The sequence below is a fragment of the Streptomyces sp. NPDC056527 genome, assembly GCF_042794475.1.
GTDB lineage: Bacteria > Actinomycetota > Actinomycetes > Streptomycetales > Streptomycetaceae > Streptomyces.
In genome coordinates this window covers 1-25,157 of the sequence record NZ_JBHTTQ010000068.1, presented here as the reverse complement: position 1 = coordinate 25,157, position 25,157 = coordinate 1, and the positions used below count along the sequence as shown (strand labels likewise).

The window sequence follows — 25,157 nt, the reverse complement described above, 5'->3', positions numbered from 1 at the left end:
CTCCGGCCCACCGGCGTACGCGGCCGACCCGTCGACCGGACGTACCCGGCATGAGCGGCCGACCCGTCAACCCCCCGCCGTCGCGCGCGCTACGGTGGGGCATCCGATGAGCAGCGACGCATGAGGCGGGGGCAGAGCACACCCATGGCACAGGGCACGGTCCAGGTGACGCACACCGGCACATCGCGGTGGCGGCGCCGCACGGGTGAGTACGCCTCCCTCGCCGCAGCCCTGGAGGCCGCGGGGGACGGCGACGTCCTCACCGTCGCGCCCGGCACCTACCGGGAGAACCTCGTCATCGAACGGCCTGTCACCCTGCGGGGCTCGGAAGGCGGTGTCGGCTCGGTGCGGATCGCCCCCGTGGACGGCGTACCGCTGACCGTTCGGGCGTCCGCGACGATCCAGGATCTGCATGTGGAAGGACAGGACTCCGCCGCGCCCGCGCTGCTCGTCGAGGACGGCACTCCGGAACTGCTCGATCTGCGGATCGTGACCCGCTCGGCGGCCGGCCTCGAAGTGCGCGGCGCGGCGCGCCCCACCGTCCGGCGCTGCACCGTCGACAACCCCGCGGGCGTCGGCATCGCCGTACTCGACGGCGCCGGCGGGGTCTTCGAGGAGTGCGAGATCGTCGCGGCCGGGCAGTCCGGGGTCTCCGTGCGCGGCGGCGCCCATCCGCGTCTGGAGCGCTGCCGGGTCCACCACGCCTCGGGCGCCGGGATCACCGTCAACGGCGAGGGCAGCGGCCTGGAGGGCGTCGGCTGCGAGGTGTACGAGATCAAGGGCACCGGTCTGCAGATCGCGGCCCGCGCCACCGCGCACCTCACCGACTCCTCCGTGCACCGCACCTCGGCCGACGGCATCACCCTCGACACGGACGCGGTCCTCACCCTCTCCGACTGCGACATCCACGACATCCCCGAGAACGCGATCGACCTGCGCTCGCGCTCCGTGCTCACGCTGACCCGTTCCACCGTGCGCCGCTTCGGCCGCAACGGTCTTTCCGTGTGGGACCCGGGCACCCGGGTGGACGCCAACCAGTGCGAGATCCACGACAGTACGGGCGACTACCCGGCGGTCTGGATCAGCGACGGGGCGACCGCGGTCCTCGACGCGTGCCGGGTGCACGACGTGCCGGACGCGCTGTTCGTCCTCGACCGCGGCTCGCGCGCGGACGTCGTCGACAGCGACCTGTCGCAGGTGCGGAACACGGCGGTGTCGGTGAGCGACGGCGCGACCGCGCAACTCGACGACTGCCGGATCCGGGAGGCGTCCACGGGCGCCTGGTTCCGGGACCACGGCAGCGGCGGGACGCTCGGCGGCTGCACCATCGACTCCGTGCAGACCGGGGTGATCGTCACCAAGGGCGCGGACCCGACGATCGAGCGGTGCACGGTCACCTCGCCCGCCGAGGCCGGCTTCTACGTCTCCGCCGAGGGGCGAGGCTCCTTCCACGGCTGCCGGGTGACCGGCAGCGGCGGCTACGGCTTCCATGTGATGGACGGCTGCCGTACGACCCTGCGCAAGTGCCGTACGGAACGCTGCGCCCGCGGCGGGTACGAGTTTCCCGACGAGGGCCCGGTGGTGGAGGACTGCACCAGTGACGAGAGCGCGGTGCGTACGCCTCCGGCCCCGGACGCCGGGACCGTGCTGACGGCGACGCAGTCGGCGGGGCTGCTCGGTACGGTGCCCGCGCCGCGCACGCCCGTCGTCCCTCCTGCCGTTCCCGTCCCCGAGCCGGCCATCGACGCACGCTCCTCGCATGACGTGCTCGGTGAACTGGACGCGCTGGTGGGTCTGGAGAGCGTGAAGCACGAGGTGCGCACGCTCACGAACATGATCGAGGTCGGGCGCAGGCGGCAGGAGGCCGGCCTCAAGGCCGCCTCGGTCCGCCGGCATCTGGTCTTCACCGGCAACCCGGGCACGGGCAAGACGACCGTCGCCCGGCTCTACGGGGAGATCCTCGCCTCGCTGGGCGTCCTGGAACGCGGCCATCTGGTCGAGGTGTCCCGGGTCGACCTGGTCGGCGAGCACATCGGCTCGACGGCGATCCGCACGCAGGAGGCCTTCGACCGGGCGCGCGGTGGGGTGCTGTTCGTCGACGAGGCGTACGCGCTGTCGCCGGAGGACTCGGGCCGGGACTTCGGGCGCGAGGCGATCGACACCCTGGTGAAGCTGATGGAGGACCACCGCGACGCGGTCGTGGTGATCGTGGCCGGCTACACGGCGGAGATGGAACGCTTCCTTACGGTCAACCCCGGTGTCGCCTCCCGTTTCTCACGGACCATCAGTTTCAGCGACTACGTTCCGGACGAGCTGCTGCGGATCGTGGAGCAGCAGGCGGACGAGCACGAGTACCGGCTGGCGGAGGGCACGGACGAGGCGCTGCGGAAGTACTTCACCGAGCTGCCCAAGGGGCCGGCGTTCGGCAACGGCCGTACCGCGCGGCAGACGTTCGAGTCGATGGTGGAGCGGCACGCCGGACGGGTCGCCGTGCTCGCCGAGGTGAGCACGGACGACCTGACCCTGCTCTATCCCGAGGACCTTCCCGAACTCCCCTGATCCGCTTGGTCGTCGGCCCCTGCGTCACGCTGGCGTGGCAGGGCGGGCGGCAACCGGTCGAGGAGTACGGACCGTTCGGCGGCGAACACCGGATCGGCCTGGTAGTCGGAGTGGCCCAGGATCGGTTCCGGCAGCGGGTGCTCGTGGGTGCGACCGTAGACGAGCGGATCGAGGAGCACCGCGCGGTCGACGGCCGGCTTGGCCCCCTCGGCGGGCACCCGTACGGGTCCGCCTATCGGGTCGGTGGCGCGGTAGAGGTTGCTCCAGCAGTGGACCGTACGGTGCAGGGCGCGCAGCGGCCCCGGGCCGAAGTAGGCGGGGAACCAGCGGCCGTAGAGCCGCTCCAGCGGGGAGCCGTAGGTCAGCAGCGCCACCCGTCCGCGGGTCGTCGGCGGCAGCTGCCAGACGGCCGCCGCGGCCAGCACACTGCCCTGGGAGTGGCCGGAGATGACGAGCCGCCCACCGGTGCGCCGGGTCCAGGAGCTCATCCGCCAGGTGAGGTCGGGCACAGCCCGCTCGGCGTAACAGGGCGGGGCGAAGGGGTGCGCGGCGCGCGGCCAGAAGGTGCCGACGTCCCAGAGGATGCCGATGGTGCGACGGGCCGAGGCGTCCTTGTAGGCGCGGCGGCCCCAGGTGACGAAGAGCAGGAAGCCGAAGCCGATCATCCAGGAGCCGAGCGACTGGGCCGTGTCGGCCGCGGAGGCGATCGCGGGGTGTGCGCCGTCGAAGGCACGGCCGGGGACGTTCCCGCTGGCCCAGGCCCCCGCGACGGAGGCGGCACCGAGCAGGAGGGTCGCGCCCGAGACGATCCCGACGAGGACGGGAGCGGCGTCGGTGAGCCCGGCGGTGGCACGGCCCGCGGCGATCCGTGCCGTACGGACCGGGTCGGGGTCCTCGGTGCCGTACTCGGCCTCGACGACCGGCCCGAGGCGGCGGGCCGCGCGCGCGGTCCGTACGGCGAGGAAGACGACCGGGGCGAGGAGCATCAGGAGCAGGACGGGGATGACCGAGGCCTGCCAGCTCAGCAGCACGGGCGGGGCGACAGGGGAGCCCGCCCCCATTCCGGGGGTGCCGGAGCCGTCGAGCCAGTCGGCCATCCGCTGGGCGACCCCGCCGGACATCACGCCGCCGAGGGCGCAGGCCAGCATGGCGACGGCGGGGCCGCCGAGGCCGTACAGGGCGGTGCGCGGCTCGCGGTGGGGGCGGTGCAGGAGCAGGGCGACCACTCCGAGGGCGACGACGAGGCCGCCCTGGGCGAGGGTCAGGACGCCGAAGGCGGCGTCGCCGGGCAGGGTGCCGGCGGAGCGCCACTCGGGGCGGGACCAGCCGGCGTGGAGCACGGCGAGGGCGAGCAGGATGAGGGAGGCGCCGGGCAGCCAGGACACCAGGGCCCGTTCGAGCCGCAGGTCGAGGCGCTTCTCGCTGCGCCCGCGGCGGCAGACGACACGGAGGACGACGGCGGCGAGGACGACGAAGGCCGCCTGGAGGGACCAGGCGAAGGCTTCCGGCAGACCGCCGGACGCGTCCCGGTCGTGGCGGGCGGCGGCACCGGTGACGGCCGCGGCGACGGTCAGGAAGCCGGCGGCGGTGTGCGCGGCGCGCAGCCGGGCGACGAGGCGGCGGCCGTACCAGAACCCCGGCCGGCCGAGGGCGGGGCGGAGTTCGGTGGGGGTGGCACCGTCGGCGCTCTCGGTGTCCGCCGTCGCCGAGGAGTCGGATTCGTCGGACTCGGCCTCCGCGGGCTCGGGTTCCGTCGGTTCCGCGGGCGCGTCGTCGTACCCCGTGGGCGGGCGCTGGGCCTCGTACGCGCTCCACGTCCGGTTGGAGAGGTACCAGAGCAGGCCCACGAGCGCGGCCGGGACCACGGCGGCGAGCCCGAGGCGGCGGCCCGGCTGGGACCACCAGCCGCCCCGCTCGGCCGAGAGGAAGCCGAGCCAGGAGCGGTCCTCCGTACAGGCGACCGATCCGGCGCACTGCCAGGCCGTCAGATCGAGCGCGACCTCGCAGGCGGCCGCGGTGAGCAGCACGGTGAGGGTGAGCGCCACGAGCCGCACCAGGACCCCGTAGAGCCGGACGAGACGAGGGCGCCCCTTGGCCGGCGGGCGCATCCAGTGGGCGAGGTTGGCGACCATGAAGGGCAGGAGCAGCAGCCACAGGGCGCGGGCGCCGTTGCCGGAGGTGAGGTTGGACCAGCAGTACGCCTCGGGGACCGGCCGTTCGGCGTAGCGCTCGGGGTGGTCCTCGGCGTCGAGGTCGTCGGTACGGCGGTGCATGGCGGCAGTCGTGTCGCCGGTGACCCGGACCGTACGGGGGTCGCCCAGCATGTCCTGCGGCGTGGCGCCGCCGACACCGTGGACGAGGAGCTCGAGCGCCGCACCTCCGCTCTTCGGGGCAGGTGTGGCAGGGGACACGTCGGTGTCTCGCTCTCTGGGTGGCAGGATTCGACGACAGGCAACAGGATCGCGGAAGGCCGTGCGCTCGTGCACGGGCTCTCACCGAATCCGACGGCAATCCCCCAGTCCCCTTCGGAAGGAACGGCCCCCGGTGGTGAGCGACCATCAGAATCTCCTCGCGGAGCAGCGGCGCGCCCTCATTCTGGACGAGGTAAGGCGGCGTGGCGGTGTACGGGTCAACGAACTGACGCGGCGGCTCAATGTCTCCGACATGACGGTCCGCCGGGACCTGGACGCGCTGGCCCGTCAGGGTGTCGTCGAGAAGGTGCACGGCGGCGCGGTGCCGGTGGTGGAGACGAGTTCGCACGAGCCGGGGTTCGAGGCCAAGTCCGCGCTGGAGCTCGGTGCGAAGGAGGACATCGCGCGGGCGGCGGCGCGGATGGTCGCTCCGGGTTCGGCGATCGCGCTGTCGGGCGGTACGACGACGTTCGCCCTGGCGGAGCAGCTCCTCGACGTGCCGGATCTGACGGTGGTGACCAATTCGGTGCGGGTCGCGGACGTCTTCCACACGGCCGGTTACGCGGGTGGCGAGACGCGGCCCGGCGCGGCGGCCGTGGTGCTGACCGGCGGGGTACGGACCCCGTCGGACGCGCTGGTGGGGCCGGTGGCCGACCAGGCGATCCGTTCGCTCCACTTCGACGTGCTGTTCCTCGGGGTGCACGGGATCTCGGTGGAGGCGGGGCTCTCCACCCCGAACCTCGCGGAGGCGGAGACGAACCGGCGTCTGATCCGCTCGGCGCGCCGGGTCGTGGTCGTCGCGGACCACACCAAGTGGGGGACGGTGGGTCTGAGTTCGTTCGCCCGGCTCGACGAGGTGGACACCCTGGTGACGGACGCGGGTCTGTCGTCGCAGACCCGGGCGGAGATGGCGGAGCAGCTGCCGGGTCTGGTGGTGGCGGGCGAGGACGAGGAAGACGAGGTGTGAGCCTCTTCCGCGTCGAGCGCGCCTCCGCCCTGTCGGCGGAGGAGGCGTGGCGGCGGCTGACCGACTTCCGTGCGCACGGCCGCCTGGTGCCGCTGACCCGGACACGGCTTCTCTCCCCCGGAGCCACGGGCGTGGGAACCCGCTTCGTGGCCCGGACGGGCGTCGGGCGACTCGCCTTCGACGATCCGATGGAGGTCGTCCGCTGGGAGCCCCCGGCGGTCGGTCGGCCGGGCAGGTGCCGGCTGGAGAAGCGTGGCCGGGTGGTGCTCGGGCGGGCCGAGATCGAGGTCCACGGGACGGCGGGCGGCGGCTCCCGCGCGGTGTGGGTGGAGGAGCTTCGGGTGCGCGGGGTGCCGGGCTTCCTCGATCCCGTACTGGCCCTCGCCGGGCGGAGGTTGTTCGGTCGGGCGATGGACGGGCTGCTGGGCATGTGACAGAACGTCAGCTAGGGTGTGCGCACTTCAGCCCCGCCCTTCGGAGGTACGGTCCCATGGCACGCCGACTCAGGCCCGTGGAGCTCGACTTCGCCACATCCGCGCCCGTTCGTCTCGTGTTCACGGCGGAGGTGGCGGCCCCGCCGTCCGCCGTGCACCGCTCGCTGGCGGTGGAGTTGGGCAGCATGCCCGCCTGGTTCGCGCCGGTGAGTTCCGCCACGCCGACCGCCGACGGCGCCGGGCGTACGGTGCGGCTGCGCGGCGGGATCGTCTTCCACGAGACGATCATGGCCGACGAACCGGACACCCGCTACGCCTACCGGATCGACGAGACCAACGCACCGGGCGTCACAGCCATGCTGGAGGACTGGACCCTCTCCCCCGCCGGTTCGGGCACCCGGGTCCGCTGGACGATGGCCGTCGACGGGCCCGGCCCCTGCCTCTTCGCCATGCGCCTCGCCCGCCCGGGCGTCGGGAAGTCCTTCCGCGACGCGATGCGCAGCCTGGACCGGCGGCTCACTCCGGCCAGGAACCCGTCTCCAGGAACCGGTCGATAGCGGCGGCGTAGGGCGCGATGTCCAGGCCCTGGTCGGCCAGCCAGGCGTCGGAGTAGTACTTGTCGAGGTAGCGGTCGCCCGGGTCGCAGATCAGGGTCACGACGCTGCCGGTACGGCCCTGCTCGACCATCTCCGCGACGATCTTCAGTGCGCTCCACAGTCCCGTGCCGGTGGAGCCGCCCGCCTTGCGGCCGATCGCCGCCTCCAGGGCGCGGACGGCGGCGACGCTGGCCGCGTCCGGGACCTTCATCATCCGGTCGATGGCGCCCGGCACGAAGCTCGGCTCCATCCGGGGCCGGCCGATGCCCTCGATGCGCGAGCCGCAGTCGGAGGTCGCGAGCGGGTCGTTGTTCGTCCAGCCGTCGAAGAAACAGGAGTTCTCGGGGTCGGCGACGCAGATGCGGGTGTCGTGCTGCATGTAGTGCACATAGCGCGCGATGGTGGCGGAGGTGCCGCCGGTGCCCGCGGTGGCGACGATCCAGGCGGGTTCGGGGTACCGCTCCAGCCTCAGCTGCTGGTACATCGATTCGGCGATGTTGTTGTTGCCCCGCCAGTCGGTGGCCCGTTCCGCGTAGGTGAACTGGTCCATGTAGTGCCCGCCGGTCCGCTCGGCGAGGGCCGCGGACTCCTCGTACATCTTGCGCGAGTCGTCCACGAAGTGGCACCGGCCGCCGTGGAACTCGATCAGGCGGCACTTCTCCGGGCTGGTGGTGCGGGGCATCACGGCGATGAAGGGCACTCCGATCAGCTTGGCGAAGTACGCCTCGGAGACGGCCGTCGAGCCGCTGGACGCCTCGATGACGGGCTTGTCGGGGCGGATCCAGCCGTTGCAGAGGCCGTAGAGGAAGAGGGAGCGGGCCAGTCGGTGCTTCAGGCTGCCGGTGGGGTGGGTCGACTCGTCCTTGAGGTAGAGGTCGATGCCCCACTCCTCAGGGAGCGGGAAGCGCAGCAGGTGGGTGTCGGCGGAGCGATTGGCATCGGCCTGGACCTTGCGGACGGCGTCCTTCAGCCAGGCGCGGTACGCCGGGTCGCTGCGGTCGACGTCGATGGTGGCCGCGGCCTGTGGCGCGCTGCTCGACACCGTGTTCTCCGTGGTGCTCATGCGTCCCTCTCCAATCGTCCCCCCGATGGTCCCCACTGGTGACGATAACTCGCTCACCTGCGCAAACGTTCACTTTGGGGGTCCATAGGAGTCCCTTGCAGAGGGGCGCTCTGGTGCGCCTGCGGCCTGCCGGGCACACTGGTCGGAACAACCGGTGCGAAGGGGGCGGAGCGATATGACGGAGCCCGAGTTCACGGCCACGGGTGTACGGATCGAGCGCTGGCCCCGCTCGCTGACCCGGGCGGGCGAGGTCCGGATCGAGGACGGCCGGCTGTCGCTGCTGACCAGTTACGGCAGCGAGATCGACAGCGCCCCGGTGGGGTCCGTACGGGCGGGTCGGCCCTGGTTCGCGAAGCCGGACGAGACGGTGGCCACGGTCAACGGGACCCGATACCGCCTGACCATGGACGGGCCACAGGACCGGGCGGCGGGCCCGGGGCGCTTCCTCGAAGCGCTGAAGAGGGCCGCCAAGAAGAGGTAGGCGCGGAGTGATGACACCCCGATGACCTGCGGTGGGTCGCCGCGAGTTGCGGGCCCCTCACCACTGGTTCACGCTGGTACCACCTCACCGAGGGTTTACCGGCGGTGACGCTGTGATCCAGCCCGCTGCCCTGCATTACCGCATGAAAGATCCGAATCTTCGTCTTCTTCCGGACCTACTTCGGGGAGTCGCAGCCGTGATCAGCGAGCCAAGCAGGCACTGCACGGTGGAGCTCCAGGCCCTGCCGTCGCGGATCGGTCAGGTCCGCAGAATCGTATCGGCGCATCTGCGCTACTGGCATCTCGATGCGTTGATCGACCATGCGGCGCTCGGTGTCACCGAGCTGCTGACCAATGTTCACCGGCATGCACAGCCGGACAAGAGGTGCACCGTCGAGATCGAGCTGCTGCTCGACCGACTCATGGTCTCGGTCCATGACCACGACCCGCGGATACCGGGATTCGCCGGTGGGACGGGGGTCCTGGGGGCCCAGGACCTCGTCGGGGTCGACGAGTTGGCCACGTCGGGCCGCGGTCTGGCCATCATCGAGGCGGTCAGCGAGAGCTGGGGCATCCGACCGCACGGCGATACGGGGAAGGTCGTGTGGTTCACCCTCTCCGCGCCGACCCCCGCGGTGGCCGTCCCCTCCCGCTCGCACGCCGTCTACGGCGCGACGACCGACGGCCCCTTCGTCGACCAGAGCCGCTTCCGCGGCGCGCACGGCACAGGGCTGGAGGGCGTGCCCTTCGGGTCCCCGACGGAGCCGGCCCGCGCCCCTGCGGTCGCCCGCTCGGTCCTCACGGGCTGAGTCGGGGCGGGGCGTACCGGAGCACTCGTATCGGATCCAAAATCCAAAATCCAAGATCCAGGATCCGATATCCAAGATCCGATACGGGTGCTCCGGTACGCGTGGTCCGGCGTCGGCGTCATTCCGTCGCGATGGCCCGCAGGACGTCCAGCCGGGCTGCCCGCCGGGCCGGGCGCCAGGCGGCCACGGCGCCCGCCGTCAGGCCGACCAGCGCCACGACGGCGAGCTGCAACGGCGGTACGGCGAAGGCGAACGCGCTGTCGCTCGCCCCGTCGGACGCCGTGACCAGCACCCAGCCGAGGAAGCCGCCCAGGACGAGTCCACCGGCGGTGCCGAAGGCGGCGACCAGGACGGACTCCCAGCGGACCATGGCCTTCAGCTGCGACCGGGTCTGTCCGACGGCGCGCAGGAGGCCGAGTTCGCGGGTGCGCTCGTGGACCGCGAGGGTCAGCGTGTTGGCGATGCCGAGCAGGGCGATCAGGACGGCCAGTGCGAGCAGTGCGTAGACCAGCGTGAGCATCATGTCGATGCCGCCCGCCGAGGCGGCGGCGTACTCGTCGCGGGTCTGCACCTCAGGGTTGCCGTACCTCTCGGCGACGTTCTCGACGGCGGCCTTGCCCGCGTCGGCGGAGACGCCGTCCTCGAAGGTCACGGCGACGAGCGTGTCGGAGTCCTGGGCGCGGTGCGGGGCCCATGCCTCGCGGCTGACGACATAGTCGCCGGCCAGTTCGGACTGCTGGTAGACGGCCCTGACGGTGAAGGTGTGCCGGCTGCCGTCGGTGAAGGCCAGTTCGGTGGTGTCGCCCGGCCGCAGGCCGGACTTGGCGGCCTCCGTGTCCGCGACGGCGATGCCGTCGCCGCCGAGGCCGTTCAGCGACCCCTGTACGTCCCCGAGGTCGAAGGAGCGGGCGAGCGCGCTCGGTTCGGTGACGGTCAGGGCCCGTCCCTCGCCGTCGATCTCCGCGACGCCCTGGCCGAGGCCGACGGCGGTCTCCACCTCGGGCAGTGCGGCGATCGCCGGGGCGAGCCGGGGGCTGAGCCCGCTGCCACCGGCGCCGAACGACGGCGTGCTGACGGCCACGTCACCGGCGAACGAGCGTGCCACCGTCTGGTCCATCGTCGCCTTCAGCGAGGCGCCGAAGACCGTGAAGAGCGAGACCACGGCGACGCCGATCATCAGCGCGGTGGCCGTCGCCGCGGTCCGCTTGGGGCTGCGCAGCGCGTTCCGGCGCGCGAGCCCGCGGTTCGTCCCGCGCAACACGCCGCCCAGGACCCGTACCGCGGACGAGGAGGCCACCGGGCCGAGGACGACGAACGCGGCGAGCGCGAGCACCGCACCGGCGGATGCGAGCCACAGCGAAGGGGTGGCGAGAACGCCGGTGAGCACGACCGCGATCGCGGCGAGCAGGAGTCCGGAGCCGGTGAGGACGCGCAGGCGCGAGGTACCCGACTCGTCCACCGCGGTCTCGCGCAGTGCGGCGAGCGGAGCCGTACGGCCCGCCTTCACGGCCGGCATCAGCGCCGAGCCGACGCAGACCAGGAGTCCGACGGCGAAGGGCAACGCCATCGACAGGCCGCTGATCACGAGGGCGCCCTCGGGGAACGGGAAGCCGATCGCCGGGAAGAGCGCCTGGAGCCCGGCCGCCACCCCTATGCCGCCGAGAAGCCCCGCGGCGGAGGCCACCAGGCCGACGGCCACGGCCTCGACGAGCGTCGAGCCGACGACCTGGCGACGGGAGGCGCCGAGTGCGCGCAGGAGCGCGTTCTCACGGGTCCGCTGGGCGACCACGATGGCGAAGGTGTTGTGGATCGAGAAGACGGAGACGAGCAGCGCGACTCCGCTGAAGACCAGCAGGAAGGTGGTGAAGAGGGTCAGGAACTGCCCGGAGATCATCTCGGTGTTCTCCGCGGCGGACTGCTCTCCGGTGATCGCCTCGACGCCCTCGGGGAGCACGGGCGCCAGCGCGTCGACCAGTTCCTGCTGCGAGGTGCCGGGGCCGGCGCGCACGAGGATGCCCGCCGCGTCGCCGGGCTTCGGCGTGAGGTACTTCTCGGCGTCGGCGCGGGTCATCCCGGTGTACGTCACCTGGCCCATGCCGTCCTCGCCTCCGAAGGTGGCGAGTCCGACGACGGTGACCTTCACCGGGTCGGGGGTGCGCAGGACCGTGGTGTCGCCGACGGACAGGTCGCCCGTCTCGGCGGCGCCCCGGTTGACGACGACCTCGCCGGACTTCTCCGGGGCGCGGCCTTCGGCCAGGGCGTACGGGTTGAGTTCCGCGTCCTCGATCCAGTTGCCGGCGAGGGTGGGCGGGCCCTGGCCGCCGATGGGGTCGCCGTCGGCGGCGACGAGTTGGCCGGCGCCTTCGATCCGGGGAACGGCCGCGGCGACGACGGGCACCTTGGCGATCGTGGCGGCGAGGGACGCGTCGACGGGGCTGCGGGTGCCCTGGCTCTCGCCCTCGACGGTGACCACGCTCGTACTGCGGACGACGGCGTCCGTACCGCTGCTCGCGTTGCCGAACAGCGAGTCGAAGCTCGCGCGCAGCGTGTCGCCCATGACGAGGGTGCCGGTGAGGAAGGCGACGCCGAGCAGGACGGCGGTGAAGGTGCCGACGAGGCGCCGCTTGTGGGCGCGCAGCGCGGAGAGGCTGAGCCTCAGCGAGGCTAGGGCGGCGTTCATGACCGGACCGCCCCCCGGGTGGCGGGGCCGCTGACCGCCGCTTCAGTGGTGGACCTCGCGTCGAACGCCTTCATGCGGTCGAGGACGCGCTCGGCCGTCGGCTCCGTCATCCGGTCGACGAGCCGGCCGTCGGCGAGGAAGACCACCTCGTCCGCGTGGGCGGCGGCGACCGGGTCGTGGGTGACCATGACGACCGTACGGCCGGTCCGGCGTACGGTCCGGCCGAGGAGCCGGAGCACCTCCTCGCCGGAGCGCGAGTCGAGGTTGCCGGTGGGTTCGTCGGCGAAGACGACGTCGGGGTTGCCGGCGAAGGCGCGCGCGACCGCGACGCGTTGCTGCTGGCCACCGGAGAGCTGGCTCGGCCGGTGGTGCAGCCGGTTGCGCAGGCCGACGGTGTCGATCAGGGCGTCGAGCCCTGCCCGGTCGGGGGTTGTTCCGGCGAGGTCCAGGGGGAGGGTGATGTTCTCGGCGACGGTGAGCGTCGGCAGCAGGTTGAACGCCTGGAAGACGAAGCCGATCCGTTCGCGGCGCAGCAGCGTCAGGCGCCGGTCGTCGAGGGCCGAGAGGTCGGTGTCGCCGATGAACGCGGCGCCGGAGGTGAGGGTGTCGAGCCCGGCGGCGCAGTGCATGAGGGTCGATTTACCGGACCCCGAGGGCCCCATGATCGCGGTGAACCTGCCGGCCGGGAAGTCGACGCTCACCCCGTCCAGGGCCCTGACCTCGGTGTCGCCGACGCCGTAGACCTTCACGGCGTCGACGACCCGGGCGGCACTCGCGGCCGCGATGGTGGTCGTGGTCATGTCGCACGCCCCTTCGGACCCGCGGTGCGACCGAACTGCTCCTCCAGGACGGTCAGCCGCCGCCAGTACTCGTCCTCGTCGATCTCACCGGCCGCGAAGCGGTGGCCGAGGAGCGCGATCGGGGACTGCTCGTCGTAGGCCGGGCGCGGTCCGCGACCGCGACGGCCGCGCATCCATCCGGTGCGGCGCAGGACGGTGACCACGGTCAGGATCACGGCCGCCCAGACGAGTGGGAAGAACAGGACCCAAGGGCCGGGTCCGGCGTGGGCGAGTGTGTTCATGTCTCTCAGCTCCTCGTGCGGGTGTCGCGTGGCGATGCTTCGAGACTCGCTCGCGGAGGGGGTCCGGGTCGTCGTACGGCCAGCGGCTTCGTCCGTACGACGTGGGGAGTACGGGCCGTGCTCACGGCTGCTCCCCGCACGTTCGGCAGCTCTGTACCTACTGGTATGTACACTGTCGCCATGACGACGTCCGACCGACTGATCGAGGCCACCAGGGAGCTGCTCTGGGAGCGTGGCTACGTGGGCACGAGCCCCAAGGCGATCCAGCAGGCCGCCGGTGCCGGGCAGGGCAGCATGTACCACCACTTCGCCGGGAAGCCGGATCTGGCGCTCGCGGCGATCCGTCGTACGGCGGAGGAGATGCGGGCGACGACGGAAGCCGTCCTGGGCGGCGGGGGTTCGGCGTACGCCCGCTTGGAGGCGTATCTGCTGCGCGAGCGCGATGTGTTGCGCGGCTGTCCGGTCGGGCGGCTGACCATGGACCCGGACGTCGTCGCGAGCGCGGAGCTGCGCGCTCCCGTCGACGAGACGCTCGACTGGCTGCGCGGCGGGCTCGCCGGAGTCGTCCAGGAGGGCCTGGACAGTGGGGAGTTCACCGGGCCCCTGGATCCGGCCGAGCTTGCGGCCACGATCGTGGCGACCGTGCAGGGCGGCTATGTGCTGGCCCGCGCGTCCGGCTCCCCCGCCTCCTTCGACACCGCCGTCCGCGGCCTGCTCGCCCTGCTGTCGACCCTGTCGGGCCGTACCGCCTGAGCGCGCACCAGAGAATCGGAGACCGCCCGATGGATGCCATGCAGTACGAGATCACCCTGCCCGCCGACTACGACATGGGGATCATCCGCGAGCGGGTCGCGACGAGGGGTCACCTCCTCGACGACTTCCCCGGTCTCGGCCTCAAGGCGTATCTGATCAGGGAACGGGGGGACGGCTCACCGGTGAACCAGTACGCGCCGTTCTACCTCTGGACCGCGCCGGAAGGGATGCACTCGTTCCTCTGGGGCCCCGGATTCCAGGGGATCGTGAACGACTTCGGCCGGCCCGTGGTGCAGCACTGGACGGGTCTCGCCTACGAGGAGGGGCCGGCGGCCTCGATGGCGCCACGGACCGCGACGCGCCGCCGGTCCCCCGTGCCGCTGGACCTCGCCCCGGCGCAGGCGGTGGCGGAGGCGCGCGCCCGCCACGCACGCGAGTCCCGTGCGGACGGCGTGGTGGCGAGCGCGCTCGCGATCGATCCGCGGCACTGGGAGCTGGTGCACTTCACCCTGTGGGCGCGGGAGCCCGCGGCTTCGGAGCGGGGCTCCGGCTCCGGCGCGAGCGAGCGTTTCCAGGTGCTGCACGTGTCGGAGCCGGAGCGGGCGGATCTGGCGGCTCAGCCCACCGGCACGAGCGTCAGATAGGCGATGCCGAGCACCCGGCGGTAGCCGTTGAGCCAGGTGGAACGCTGGCGGTCGGCCTTCTCACGGGTCTCGGCGGCGAGCGGGTGGTCGGGGTGGGCGGCCAGCCAGAGCTCGGTGTCGTTGCGGTAGCCGGACTCGAACTCCTCCCACTCGTCGGCGTCGGCCGTCTCGATCCACGCGGGGCGGAAGCCGGCCTCGATCGCCAGGTCGACGAGCGGTCCGAGCAGGAAGTGCTCACCGGCGTGCGCGCCGGGCCACATCCCGGCGAGCTCCTCGTCCGTCGGTGTGCGCTGCCAGAAGCCCTCGCCGAGGATGACCCGGCCGCCGGGCCGTACCAGGCGGCGCAGTTCGCGCAGGGCGGCTGCCGGGTCGTGCGGCTGGTCGGGGTCGCAGAGGGCCTGGCTGGAGCCGAGGCAGAGGATCGCGTCGACCGGCCCGCGGGTGGTGCCGAGCGCCGACTCCTCCACGAACTCGACCCGGTCCGCGAGTCCGCGTTCCTTGGCGAGGTCCCGGCCTCGGGCCAGGTCCTCGGCGTTGATGTCGATGCCGACGCCGGTCGATCCGGGCGCGGCCTCCAGGACGCGCATCAGCAACTCGCCCCAGCCACAGCCGATGTCGAGCACGGTGGCGGGCGACGCGGCGGCGAGCCGCTCGATCATGCGGGTGGCGCGGGCCTCGGAGAGCGGCCCGTGGAAGGTCAGGCTGCCGAGGCGCGGAGGAAGATCGTTATCGGTCATGGAGCGGAACGTTAGTGCGAGCCGTACCGTCCGCCCAAGCCGATATCGCGCGGAGGCCTTCACGCGGCGCGCGGGACCGTCCGGCGTGCGAGGTTTTCACGCCGCGCGGGACCGTCCGGCGTGCGGGGTCTTCGCGCCGCGTCGAACCGTCCGGTCCCTCACATCACCGGCCTGCCCAGAGCGGCCAGCGGGTCGTCGAGCACCGGCTGCCAGGCCAACTCCGCTGCGCCCACCAGGCTGTTGTGGTCGAGCGTGCAGGCGAGGATCGGCACTCCACCACTGCGACCCCACAGGCTGCGGTCCGCGACGACAGCGCGCAGTCGGTCGGGGTCGGCGTCGAGCAGCTCCCGGTGCAGACCGCCGAGGATGATCCGGTCCGGGTTCAGGATGTTCACGAGGCCGGCGAGACCGAGCCCCAGACGGTCGATCAGCTCCGCCGTCGCGGCCCGTACGCCCGGGTCGTCGGGGCTGGTTCGCAGCAGGTCGCGCGACTGCTGGAGCAGCGAGACCTCTGGTCCGGGGTCGCGTCCGGCGGCGGTGAGGAAGGCGAGCGGGTCGGTCTCGACGTCGAGGCAGCCGCGGCTGCCGCAGTGGCACGGGCGCCCCTCGGGGTTGACCGTGAGGTGCCCGACCTCGAGGGCGAGGCCCGAACTCCCGGTGTGCAGACGGCCGTCGAGGACGAGCGCGCCGCCGACGCCCCGGTGGCCGGTGGCGACGCAGAGGAGGTCCTTCGCGCCGCGGCCGGCGCCGTGGCGGTGCTCGGCGAGGGCGGCGAGGTTGACATCGTTGCCCGTGAAGGCCGGGCCCTCGATACCGGCGGCGCGGACGCGTTCCGCGAAGATCTCCCGTACCTGAGCGCCGGCCGGCCAGGCGAGGTGGAGCGGGTTGAGGGCGGTGCCCTCGGGCTCGGCGACGGCCGACGGCGCCGCGAGGCCCGCGCCGACGCAGCGGCGGCCGCTCTCCTCCAGCAGGGCGGCGCCGGCGTCCACGACGGCGCCCAGGACCTGGGCGGGGTCGGCGGAGACGGTGACGCAGCCGGGCGCGGTGGCCACGATGGTGCCGCCGAGGCCGACGAGCGCGGCGCGGAAGCCGTCGGCGTGGACCTGCGCGGCGAGGGCCACGGGACCCTTGTCGTCGACGGCGAGGCGGTGCGAGGGGCGCCCCTGGGACCCGGCGGCCGCGCCGGGGTTGGAGTCGACGCGGATGAGGCCGAGGGCCTCCAGTTCGGCGGCGACGGCACCGGCGGTGGCGCGGGTGACGCCGAGTTCGGCGGTGAGCACGGCACGCGTCGGCGCGCGGCCGGTGTGCACCAGCTCCAGTGCGGGCCCGAGCGCGCCGCGCCCCCTGTCCAGCCGTGTCTTGGTCGTCGTCGCCTTGCCGTTCATGGGGGCGAGTCTCCCATGATCGGGCGGTGGCGCGGTTTCGGCGGGTGCCCAGCGGGTACCGACGCGGCGGGAAACGGGAGGTGTCATGGCACGCTCCGACACGTCGGCCACCCGCGTCCGGGCCCTGCTGGAGCACGAGGGGCACGGGACGTACGCGGAAGAGGCCGGCATCCGGCTCAAGGACACCCCGCAGCCGCTGTACCAGCTGCTCGTCCTGGCCCATCTGCTGAGCGCCCGGATCCGCGCGGAGACGGCCGTCGCGACGGCCAGGGCGCTCTTCGACGCGGGGATGCGCAGCCCACGCCGGATGCGGGACGCCACCTGGCAGGAGCGGGTGGACGTACTGGGCGAGGGCGGCTACCGGCGCTACGACGAGCGGACGTCGACGCAGCTGGGCGAGGAGGCCGAGCTGGTCCTCGCGGAGTACGGCGGCGATCTGCGGCGGATGCGGGCGGCGGCGGACGGCTCCGTGGAGCTTCTGCGGTCGGAGTTGCAGGAGATGCCGGGCATCGGCCCGGCCGGCGCCGACATCTTTCTGCGCGAGGTCCAGGGAATCTGGCCGGAACTCTCCCCCTACCTGGACGAGCGCGCCCTGCGGGGCGCCCGGCGCGCGCATCTCCCCACGGACCCCGCCGCGCTGGCGGGCCTCGTGCCCCGCGAGGACCTGCCGCTCCTTGCCGCGGCGCTCGTGCGGGCGTCACTGAGAAGGGACACCGCCGACAGCTCGGGGTGAAGCCCCCGTCGGGCTCCCGGTCGGGCACTGCCGGTCCCGCGGATGCGCGCCGCCGATGTCCCGGTACGCGCGGCCGACGTCCCTGGTAGCCGCCGCCCGCGTCCCGGGTACGCGTCGGCGATGTCGCGGGCACGCTGCCATGTCGCGGACGAGCACCACCGACGTCGCGGATGCGCGCCGCCCACGTCCCGGACGAGCACCGCCGACGCCTCGGGTTGAATCCGTGTCCGCCGACCCCTATCCTGAGTTTGTGCCGCTACTAAACAAAGTACGGACGGCCGTACCGGGGGGCCCTGGCGGAGACACCGCTCCCTCCCTGTCCCGCCTCCGCACCGCCCTCACCCTCTTCTTCGCCCTCGACGGCTTCCTCTTCGCCGGCTGGGTGGTCCGCATCCCCGCGATCAAGCAGCAGACCGGGGCCTCCGCCAGCGACCTCGGGCTCGCGCTGCTCGGGGTCTCGGCCGGCGCCGTCGTGACCATGACCCTGACCGGGCGCCTCTGCCGGCGCCACGGCAGCCACGCCGTCACCGTCGCCACCGCCGTGCTGCTCTCGCTCTCCATCGCGCTGCCCGCCCTCACCCACTCCCCGCTCGCCCTGGGCCTCGTCCTGCTGGTCTTCGGCGCCGCGTACGGCGGCATCAACGTGGCCATGAACAGCGCCGCCGTCGACCTCGTCGCCGCCCTGCGCCGCCCCGTGATGCCCAGCTTCCACGCCGCGTTCAGCCTCGGCGGGATGGTCGGCGCCGGACTCGGCGGGCTCGTCGCCGGAAGCCTCGCCCCCGCGACCCATCTCCTCGGCCTGACGGTCGTCGGACTGCTCCTGACGGCGGTCGCCGGTCCCGTACTGCTCCGGCAGCCCTCCCCCGCCCCGCCGGAAGCGGTCGCCACCGCCGACCGACCCCGCGGGAAGGCCGGTTCACGCGGGCTCGTCCTCGTCTTCGGGGTGATCGCGCTCTGCACGGCGTACGGCGAGGGCGCACTGGCCGACTGGGGCGCGCTCCACCTGGAACAGGACCTCCACGCGCACCCGGGCGTCGCCGCCGCCGGCTACTCCCTCTTCGCGCTCACCATGACCGCCGGCCGGCTCTCCGGCACCGCGCTCCTCGAACGGCTGGGCCAGACCCGCACCCTCGTGGCGGGAGGGGCGACGGCGGCCGCCGGCATGGTGCTCGGCGCGCTCGCCCCGAGCGTGTGGGCCGCGCTGCTCGGCTTCGCGATCACGGGTCTGGGCCTGGCCAACATCTTCCCGGTGGCCGTGGCCCGCGCCGGAGCGCTCGCCGGCCCGAGCGGGGTCGCCGCCGCCTCGACCCTCGGCTACGGCGGCATGCTGCTCGGCCCGCCGTCGATCGGCTTCCTCGCCGACTGGTTCTCCCTGCCGGTCGCCCTGACCACCGTGGCCGTCCTCGCGGCGGGCGCCGCGGTGATCGGCTACGCCGCCCGGAACGCACGGGTGCCGGCACCGGCCGAGTAGCCGTACCGGAGCAGCCGCCCACCGGAGCCGTATCCCAGCAGCCACCCACGGCCGGCCGTCCACGGGAGCCGTACCCCAGCAGCCGCCCACGGTCGGCCGCCTACCGGAGCCGAACCCCAGCAGCCGCCCACTCGCAGTCGTCCACGGGCAGCGCGTCGCTCCCGCAGGCGGGATTCCACCCCTTCTCGCGCCCGCCCCTGGCACAATCCGCCGCATGGGGATCATGAAGATCGACGAGCACATCGAGGCCCTGGACGCGGCGGGCGGGGGCCTGGCGGACGCCGCGGCAGCGGCGGGCACGGACGCCGATGTGGCGACCTGCCCGGGGTGGCGGGTGCGGGATCTCCTGCGCCACACGACGATGGTGCACCGCTGGGCCACGGCGTTCGTCGCCGAGGGCCACACCTCCTACCACCCCGACGGCGGCGAGCCGGACCTCGACGGCGAGGAACTCATCGCCCACTTCCGTGAGGGCCACGCCCTGCTGGTCGCCGCCCTGCGTGCGGCGCCCGACACCCTGGAGTGCTGGACGTTCCTGCCCGCTCCCTCCCCGCTCGCCTTCTGGGCGCGGCGGCAGACGCACGAGACGACCGTGCACCGCGCGGACGCCGAGTCGGCCCTGCCGACGGGGGTTCCGGGCCCGGTCGACCCGGTCGTCGCCGTGGACGGCATCGACGAGCTGCTGCGCGCCTTCCACGCGCGCGGCCGCAGCCGCGTCCGCACACCGGAGCCGAAGACCCTGCGGGTCCGGGCGACCGACACCGGGGACGTATGGACCGTACGGCTCTCCCAGGAAGCGCCGCGCACGGAGCGCGACGCGGCGGGCCCGGCCGACTGCGAGCTGAGCGGTCCCGCCGACCGTCTCTATCTGACGCTCTGGAACCGGCTGCCGGAGGGCGCGGTGACCGTGACGGGAGACGCGTCGCTCGCGCGGCTATGGCGGGAGACGTCGGGCATCACCTGGTCGTGACGGAACGGCGCCGCACAACCGACCCGCCCGCGGAACGCGACCCAGGACCGCCCGAGACCCCGGACCGCCCGAGACCCTCGGCGCAGGGCCGCACCGCACCCGGAACGCGTAGCGGGATCCACCCCGAGACCCCGGCGCAGGGCCGCACCGCATCCGGAACGCGTGGCCGGATCCGCCCCGAGGCCCCGGCCCGTACCCGTACTCAGCCCAGCCAGCCCGGGCGTACCAGGCCCGACTCGTAGGCCAGGACGACCAGTTGGGCCCGGTCGCGGGCGCCCAGCTTCACCATCGCCCGGCTCACATGGGTCTTGGCCGTCAGGGGGCTGACGACCAGGCGCCGGGCGATCTCCTCGTTCGAGAGGCCGATGCCGACCAGGGCCATCACCTCCCTTTCCCGCTCGGTGAGTTCGTCGAGTCCTGACTCCCCGGCCGGGGCCTTCGAGCGGGCGGCGAACTCCTCGATGAGGCGCCGCGTCACCCCCGGTGAGAGCAGCGCGTCGCCCTCGACGACGGCGCGCACGGCCCGCAGCAGCTCCTCGGGTTCGGTGTCCTTGACGAGGAAGCCGGAGGCGCCGGAGCGGATGGCCTCGAAGACGTACTCGTCCAGCTCGAACGTGGTCAGCATGACCACCTTCACCTCGCCGAGGGCCGGGTCGCCGGTGATCCTCCGGGTGGCGGCCAGACCGTCGAGTCGCGGCATCCGGATGTCCATCAGGACGACGTCCGGGCGCAGTTCGCCCGCCTTCACCGCGGCCTCGTCACCGTCGGCGGCCTCCCCCGCGACCTCGATGTCCGGCTGGGCGTCCAGGAGCGCGCGGAAGCCGGCCCGTACCAGCGACTGGTCGTCGGCGAGCAGGACTCGGATCACGGGGTCTCCTTCGGGCGGGCGGGAAGGACGGCATGCACCCGGAAGCCGCCGTCCGGACGGGTGCCCGCCTCGATCGTGCCACCGAGCGCCGCGGCCCGCTCCCGCATTCCGGCGAGTCCGTTGCCGCTGCCGCCGCTGTCGCCGCCGGTCGCGGGTCCGTCGTCGTCGACACGGAGCTCGACGCCGCCGGACCGGTACGCGATGACGACGCGGGCGGTGCGGGAACCGGAGTGCCGGACCACGTTGGTCAGCGCCTCCTGCACGATCCGGAAAGCCGCGAGGTCGGTGCCGGGCGGCAGCGCCACGGGCTTCCCCTCGGTCGAGGTGCGCACGGTCAGACCCGCGGACGCCGCCTGTTCGACCAGTTCCGGGAGCCGGTCGAGGCCGGGCGCCGGCGTGCGCGGGGCCTCGCCCGGTGCCCGGAGGGTGGCGAGCACCTGCCGGACCTCGCCCAGCGCCTCCTTGCTGGCCGTCTTGATGGTGGTGAGCGCGATACGCGCCTGCTCGGGGTCGGTGTCGAGCAGGGCGAGACCGACGCCCGCCTGCACGTTGATGACGGAGATCGAGTGGGCGAGGACGTCGTGCAGTTCACGGGCGATCCGCAGGCGCTCCTCGTCGGCGCGGCGCCGCTCGGCCGCGGCGCGTTCGGCGCGCTGCTGCGCCCACTGCTCGCGGCGGACGCGGACCAGTTCGGAGGCGGCGAGGATCGCGACGACGAAGAGGGCGACGGGGATCTCCTGGCCCCAGGGCGCGGCGGAGTCCCCCTTCGGGGGCAGATAGCGGTAGAGCCAGTGGGCGAAGAGCAGATGCCCCACCCAGAGCAGGCCCAGCGCCCACCAGGCCGACCGCCGGTGGCCTTGGACGACCGCCGCGTAACAGGCGACGGCGACGAGGAGGAAGACCGGGCCGTACGGGTAGCCGGCGGCGAAGTAGCCCAGGGTGAGCGCCGCCGTCCCGAAGACCACGGGGACCGGGTGGCGGTGGCGCAGCAGGAGCAGCGCGGAGCCGACGAGCAGCAGCGAGCGGCCGAGGGCGTCCAGCGACTCCCGGTCCGGCTGGTTCCGCGCGGCGAAGCCGGAGCCGACCATCACGAAGACGGCGAGGAGCAAGGTGGACCGCCAGGGCAGCCCGGTCCCGGGCTCCCGTTCGGCCCACTGCCGCAGCCAGGGCGGGCCGGCCTGACTGCGGCGGGCCCGCGGCGGGCCGCCCTCGCCGTCTCTGCGCAGTTCGTCCATGCCCGCCACGCTAGACGCGGTCGGGCCGCGCGGGCGTCAGCCGGGCGTGGTGATCACACGTACTCCCGCCGGAGTACGCCGCCCGGCGCCCTGTCGGGAGCCGGCGCCTCGCTCAGGCCGATGCGGCGGTGGAGACGGCGCAGCGGCGCGGGCGCCCACCAGTTGGCGCGGCCCGCGAGCCGCATGGTCGCCGGCAGGAGTACGACCCGGATGAGGGTGGCGTCGACCAGGATGGTGAGGGCCGCTCCGACACCGAGTTCCTTGAGGAAGACGACACCGCCGGTCGCGTACGCGGCGAAGCTGAGGGCGAGGATTCCGGCGGCGGCGGTGATCAGCGGTGCGCTGCGGCGGATGCCCTCGACGACGGCACGATCCGTGTCGCCGGTCCGCTCGTACTCCTCCTTGATGCGAGCCAGCATGAACACCTCGTAGTCCATGGACAGTCCGTAGACGATGCAGAACATCAGGATCGGGATGCTCGGCTCGATCGAGCCGGTGGGGGTGAAGCCGAGCACCGAGGCGAAGTGGCCGTCCTGGAAGACGAAGACGAGGCAGCCGAACATCACCGACAGGCTGAGCAGATTGAGGACCGTGGCCTTGGCGGGGAGCAGCAGGCTGCCGGTGAGCAGGAAGAGGATGACGAACGTCGCCGCGAGGACGAGTCCGACGACGATCGGCAGCCGTTCGAGCAGGGTGGCGCGGAAGTCGGTGGTCTCGGCGGGGTAGCCGCCGACCAGGGCGCCGGGCGGACCGTCGGCGGTGCGGATCCGCTCCACGAACGCCGGCACGTCCCCGTACATCGCCCGCTGGGTCGGCACGACGGCCAGGAGGGCCGCGCCGCTCTTCCCGTACCGGGGCGGCTCCACGCTGTGGACGCCCGGGATGCGGGCGAGTCCGGCGGCGTACGCGGCGAGTTCCGTCCGGTCCACCGGCGAGGGCACGACGACATGCACGGTGTCGGTCGGTTCGGCGGCGAACTCCCGGTGGACGATCTCCGAGGTCGTACGGGAGGAGGTGCCGGCCGGCAGGGTCCGTTCGTCGGGGAGGCCGAACCGCAGGCCCAGGAGCGGAGAGCCGGCGATCAGCAGCACGCCGAGCACGGCTGCGGCGCTGAGCGCGGGACGGCGCAGGACGCGCAGGGCGATCCGGTGCCACAGGCCGCGCCCGGCCGAGGACGAGGCGGGGCGCTCCATGCGGTGGCCCCAGCGGGCAAGGGCGGCCGGCAGGACGAGGACGGCGCCGGCCACCGCCGTGAGGACGACGAGGACACCGGCGTAGGCGAAGGAGCTGAGGAAGAAGAAGGGGAAGACGAGGAGGGCGGATAGGGAGACGGCGACGGTGACGCCGCTGAAGAGCACGGTGCGCCCTGCGGCCGCGGTGGCCCGGACGACGGCTTCCGGCTGGGGGTGTCCGGAGGCGCGTTCCTCGCGGTAGCGGGTGATGAGGAAGAGGCTGTAGTCGATGCCGAGTCCGAGGCCCAGTACGAGCGCGATGTTGGCGGCGAAGGTGGAGACCTGGGTGAACTGGGCGAGCAGCCGCAGTCCGGCGAGCGTGCCGACGACGGACAGCAGCCCGGTCCCGACGGTGATCAGAGCGGCGGTGGTGCGGCGGTAGACCAGGATCAGGAGCAGGACGACGGCCGGCAGGACGAGTATCTCGGCGGTGAGGAAGTCGGCGCGTGCCTGCTCTCCGACCTGACGGGAGATCTCCTCCTGGCCGCCCACCTGGACGGTGAGCTCCGGTGTGGTGCGGGTCAGCAGGGGCGAGAGGGTGGCGAGCCGGGCACGGGTCTCGGTGGCGCTTCCTTCCAGCCGGGCGAGGATCAGGGCGCGGCTGCCGTCGTCGGAGCGCAGGGCGGGGCTCGCGCCGTTCCCGTACGCACGCGTGTCCACGACGCCCGGCAGGGCGGCGACCTCGTCGGCGAGGGCCCGCGCGGCGCGGGCGGTGGCGGGGGCGTCGATGTCACCGCCGCGGGCGGTGACGAGGAGGGCCAGGTTGGGGTTTCCGGTCGAGAAGTCCTCACTCAGGATGCGGGCGGCGGTGGCGGACTCGGTGCCGGGGGCGTCCCAGCGGGCGAGGTCGAGATCGGCCTGGGCACCGGCGCCGTACACCCCGAGGCCGAGGAAGAGGAGCAGTGCGGTGACGAGCACGGCTCCGCTGCGTCGGACCGCGAGTCGACCGAGGCGGGTGAGCGGAGCGAGGGGGGTGCGGGGGCCGGCTTGCGGCGACGGTTCTTGCTGCATGGGGCCACGTTCGGACGACGTACTGACCGGTCGCTGGAACGCCCGCTGGAAGATCCACTGGAAGATCCACCGGAAGGCAGGCGGCGGGATACTCTCGGCCCATGGCCGAAACGATCCGATGGGAACTCCTGGGACCGCTGCGGGCTTTGCGCGCAGGCGTCGAGGTGCCGCTCGGACCGCCGAAGCAACGGGCGGTGCTCGCCGTCCTGTTGCACCTCGACGGGCGGTCGATGGCGTACGAGAGCCTCGTCGACGCCGTCTGGGGGCCCGAAACCCCCGTGCACGTACGCAATCTCGTCCAGAAGTACGTCTCCGGGCTGCGCCGCGCCCTGGGCCAGGACGGTCCCCGACTGGAGTGGACGGGCAGCGGCTATCGGCTGACCGGGGCCCGGATCGACGACCTGTGCGAGCGGCGGGAGTTGCTGCGCAGCGCGATCGCGGCGCGGGAGGCCGGGGATCTGCGCCGGGCGGGGGAACTGGCGGGCGAGGCCGAGTCGTTGTGGCGCGGCGAGTACGCGGAGGGGCTGCCCGGTCCCTATCTGGAGGCCGAGCGGCGACGCTGGGCGGAGAAGCGGATGCTGGTCCTGGAGGCGCGCCTGGAGGGGGCGATCGCGCAGGGGCGGTACGACGAGTGCGTCCACGAGCTGGTGCGCCTGGTGGCCGCCCATCCGTTGCGGGAGCGGCCGGTGGCGCTGCTGGTCCTGGCGCTGTACCGGGGTGGGCGTTCCTCCGACGCGCTGGTCGCGTACGAGGAGGCCCGACACAGGATCGCGGACGCCATGGGCGCCGACCCTGGCCCCGCCCTGCGCGCCCTGCACGAGCGGATCTTGCGACAGGACCCGACACTGCTCGGCGGGGTCGCGGACATGGTGGGGCGGGGCCCGGCACAGCGGGGTTCGGCGGCCTGAGGCGGGGCTTCGGGCCAGGCCCGGGACAGCAGGCCCTAGGGCGTGTTGCGAAAGTCCCGCCTGCCCCGCGACGCTCCCCCAGCTACCGCTGGGAGGTACCCCCAGGCACGCACTCCCCCGTAGCCCTTCG

22 protein-coding genes are annotated in these 25,157 nt (G+C 73.3%); 12 read left to right on the top strand and 10 right to left on the bottom strand.

The window, feature by feature from the left end; genetic code table 11:
- Nucleotides 1–144 precede the first annotated feature (144 nt).
- Nucleotides 145–2,559, top strand: coding sequence for a right-handed parallel beta-helix repeat-containing protein (locus ACFQ7Q_RS26545; RefSeq protein WP_383559379.1), 2,415 nt, complete (start codon nucleotides 145–147; stop codon nucleotides 2,557–2,559).
- Here ACFQ7Q_RS26545 and ACFQ7Q_RS26540 read toward each other — a convergent pair.
- A complete protein-coding gene (locus ACFQ7Q_RS26540; RefSeq protein ID WP_383559377.1) occupies nucleotides 2,529–4,970 on the bottom strand; it encodes a hypothetical protein in 2,442 nt (813 codons plus the stop codon). The genes ACFQ7Q_RS26545 and ACFQ7Q_RS26540 overlap by 31 nt on opposite strands.
- A 136-nt stretch (nucleotides 4,971–5,106) precedes the next feature.
- Here ACFQ7Q_RS26540 and ACFQ7Q_RS26535 point away from each other — a divergent pair, with 136 nt between their 5' ends.
- From ACFQ7Q_RS26535 to ACFQ7Q_RS26525, 3 genes are read left to right on the top strand one after another with little or no spacing between them, the layout of a single operon-like run.
- Nucleotides 5,107–5,937, top strand: coding sequence for a DeoR/GlpR family DNA-binding transcription regulator (locus tag ACFQ7Q_RS26535; RefSeq protein ID WP_383559375.1), 831 nt, complete (start codon nucleotides 5,107–5,109; stop codon nucleotides 5,935–5,937).
- A complete protein-coding gene (locus ACFQ7Q_RS26530) occupies nucleotides 5,934–6,371 on the top strand; it encodes an SRPBCC family protein (RefSeq protein WP_383559373.1) in 438 nt (145 codons plus the stop codon). Before ACFQ7Q_RS26535 ends, ACFQ7Q_RS26530 begins: the two co-directional genes overlap by 4 nt.
- A gap of 56 nt (nucleotides 6,372–6,427) precedes the next feature.
- Nucleotides 6,428–6,928, top strand: a complete 501-nt coding sequence (locus ACFQ7Q_RS26525) for an SRPBCC family protein (protein WP_383559371.1) — start codon at nucleotides 6,428–6,430, stop codon at nucleotides 6,926–6,928.
- Here ACFQ7Q_RS26525 and ACFQ7Q_RS26520 read toward each other — a convergent pair.
- Nucleotides 6,888–8,030 carry a PLP-dependent cysteine synthase family protein gene (locus ACFQ7Q_RS26520; RefSeq protein ID WP_383559370.1) on the bottom strand — a complete coding sequence of 381 codons (1,143 nt, stop codon included), beginning with the start codon at nucleotides 8,028–8,030 and terminating at the stop codon, nucleotides 6,888–6,890. The two genes, ACFQ7Q_RS26525 and ACFQ7Q_RS26520, sit on opposite strands and share 41 nt — an antisense overlap.
- A 175-nt stretch (nucleotides 8,031–8,205) precedes the next feature.
- Between ACFQ7Q_RS26520 and ACFQ7Q_RS26515 the strand changes: the two genes are divergently transcribed.
- Together ACFQ7Q_RS26515 and ACFQ7Q_RS26510 are read left to right on the top strand one after the other, a co-directional pair.
- Entirely contained in the window at nucleotides 8,206–8,511 is a 306-nt protein-coding gene (locus ACFQ7Q_RS26515) for a hypothetical protein (protein WP_383559368.1), read from the top strand.
- A gap of 196 nt (nucleotides 8,512–8,707) precedes the next feature.
- On the top strand, nucleotides 8,708–9,319 hold the full coding sequence (locus ACFQ7Q_RS26510; RefSeq protein ID WP_383559366.1) for an ATP-binding protein: 612 nt from the start codon (nucleotides 8,708–8,710) through the stop codon (nucleotides 9,317–9,319).
- Nucleotides 9,320–9,437: 118 nt separating this feature from the next.
- Here the strand turns inward: ACFQ7Q_RS26510 and ACFQ7Q_RS26505 are convergent, their stop codons facing one another.
- The 3 genes from ACFQ7Q_RS26505 to ACFQ7Q_RS26495 are packed head-to-tail and all read right to left on the bottom strand — an operon-like array spanning nucleotide 9,438 to nucleotide 13,080.
- Entirely contained in the window at nucleotides 9,438–11,999 is a 2,562-nt protein-coding gene (locus ACFQ7Q_RS26505) for an ABC transporter permease (RefSeq protein WP_383559364.1), read from the bottom strand.
- A complete protein-coding gene (locus ACFQ7Q_RS26500; protein WP_383559362.1) occupies nucleotides 11,996–12,799 on the bottom strand; it encodes an ABC transporter ATP-binding protein in 804 nt (267 codons plus the stop codon). The genes ACFQ7Q_RS26505 and ACFQ7Q_RS26500 overlap by 4 nt, the downstream gene beginning before the upstream one ends.
- Nucleotides 12,796–13,080, bottom strand: coding sequence for an SHOCT domain-containing protein (locus ACFQ7Q_RS26495; protein WP_383559360.1), 285 nt, complete (start codon nucleotides 13,078–13,080; stop codon nucleotides 12,796–12,798). Before ACFQ7Q_RS26495 ends, ACFQ7Q_RS26500 begins: the two co-directional genes overlap by 4 nt.
- Nucleotides 13,081–13,260: 180 nt before the next feature.
- Between ACFQ7Q_RS26495 and ACFQ7Q_RS26490 the strand changes: the two genes are divergently transcribed.
- Entirely contained in the window at nucleotides 13,261–13,833 is a 573-nt protein-coding gene (locus ACFQ7Q_RS26490) for a TetR/AcrR family transcriptional regulator (protein ID WP_383559359.1), read from the top strand.
- Nucleotides 13,834–13,862: 29 nt separating this feature from the next.
- Nucleotides 13,863–14,477: a DUF4865 family protein gene (locus tag ACFQ7Q_RS26485; protein WP_383559357.1), complete on the top strand. Its 615-nt coding sequence runs from the start codon at nucleotides 13,863–13,865 to the stop codon at nucleotides 14,475–14,477.
- Here the strand turns inward: ACFQ7Q_RS26485 and ACFQ7Q_RS26480 are convergent.
- The gene (locus ACFQ7Q_RS26480) at nucleotides 14,450–15,214 is read right to left on the bottom strand and encodes an SAM-dependent methyltransferase (RefSeq protein WP_383559355.1); all 765 of its coding nucleotides are present in this window, start codon (nucleotides 15,212–15,214) and stop codon (nucleotides 14,450–14,452) included. The two genes, ACFQ7Q_RS26485 and ACFQ7Q_RS26480, sit on opposite strands and share 28 nt — an antisense overlap.
- A 158-nt stretch (nucleotides 15,215–15,372) precedes the next feature.
- Nucleotides 15,373–16,599, bottom strand: a complete 1,227-nt coding sequence (locus ACFQ7Q_RS26475; protein WP_383559354.1) for an ROK family protein — start codon at nucleotides 16,597–16,599, stop codon at nucleotides 15,373–15,375.
- Nucleotides 16,600–16,684: 85 nt separating this feature from the next.
- Between ACFQ7Q_RS26475 and ACFQ7Q_RS26470 the strand changes: the two genes are divergently transcribed.
- The 3 genes from ACFQ7Q_RS26470 to ACFQ7Q_RS26460 all read left to right on the top strand — a co-directional run bounded on the left by ACFQ7Q_RS26470 (nucleotide 16,685) and on the right by ACFQ7Q_RS26460 (nucleotide 19,773).
- The gene (locus ACFQ7Q_RS26470; protein ID WP_383559352.1) at nucleotides 16,685–17,332 is read left to right on the top strand and encodes an endonuclease; all 648 of its coding nucleotides are present in this window, start codon (nucleotides 16,685–16,687) and stop codon (nucleotides 17,330–17,332) included.
- Between the two features lie 250 nt (nucleotides 17,333–17,582).
- Nucleotides 17,583–18,803 carry an MFS transporter gene (locus tag ACFQ7Q_RS26465; RefSeq protein WP_383559351.1) on the top strand — a complete coding sequence of 407 codons (1,221 nt, stop codon included), beginning with the start codon at nucleotides 17,583–17,585 and terminating at the stop codon, nucleotides 18,801–18,803.
- Nucleotides 18,804–19,026: 223 nt separating this feature from the next.
- Nucleotides 19,027–19,773: a maleylpyruvate isomerase family mycothiol-dependent enzyme gene (locus tag ACFQ7Q_RS26460; protein ID WP_383559401.1), complete on the top strand. Its 747-nt coding sequence runs from the start codon at nucleotides 19,027–19,029 to the stop codon at nucleotides 19,771–19,773.
- A gap of 202 nt (nucleotides 19,774–19,975) precedes the next feature.
- Here the strand turns inward: ACFQ7Q_RS26460 and ACFQ7Q_RS26455 are convergent, their stop codons facing one another.
- From ACFQ7Q_RS26455 to ACFQ7Q_RS26445, 3 genes are read right to left on the bottom strand one after another with little or no spacing between them, the layout of a single operon-like run.
- Nucleotides 19,976–20,641, bottom strand: coding sequence for a response regulator (locus ACFQ7Q_RS26455; RefSeq protein WP_383559350.1), 666 nt, complete (start codon nucleotides 20,639–20,641; stop codon nucleotides 19,976–19,978).
- Nucleotides 20,638–21,876 (bottom strand): sensor histidine kinase, encoded by a 1,239-nt coding sequence (locus ACFQ7Q_RS26450; RefSeq protein ID WP_383559348.1) that lies wholly within the window; start codon nucleotides 21,874–21,876, stop codon nucleotides 20,638–20,640. Before ACFQ7Q_RS26450 ends, ACFQ7Q_RS26455 begins: the two co-directional genes overlap by 4 nt.
- Nucleotides 21,877–21,929: 53 nt before the next feature.
- Complete coding sequence (locus ACFQ7Q_RS26445) at nucleotides 21,930–24,119, bottom strand: MMPL family transporter (protein WP_383559347.1); 2,190 nt, start codon at nucleotides 24,117–24,119, stop codon at nucleotides 21,930–21,932.
- A gap of 101 nt (nucleotides 24,120–24,220) precedes the next feature.
- Here ACFQ7Q_RS26445 and ACFQ7Q_RS26440 point away from each other — a divergent pair, with 101 nt between their 5' ends.
- Nucleotides 24,221–25,027, top strand: coding sequence for a BTAD domain-containing putative transcriptional regulator (locus tag ACFQ7Q_RS26440; RefSeq protein WP_383559346.1), 807 nt, complete (start codon nucleotides 24,221–24,223; stop codon nucleotides 25,025–25,027).
- Nucleotides 25,028–25,157 lie beyond the last annotated feature (130 nt).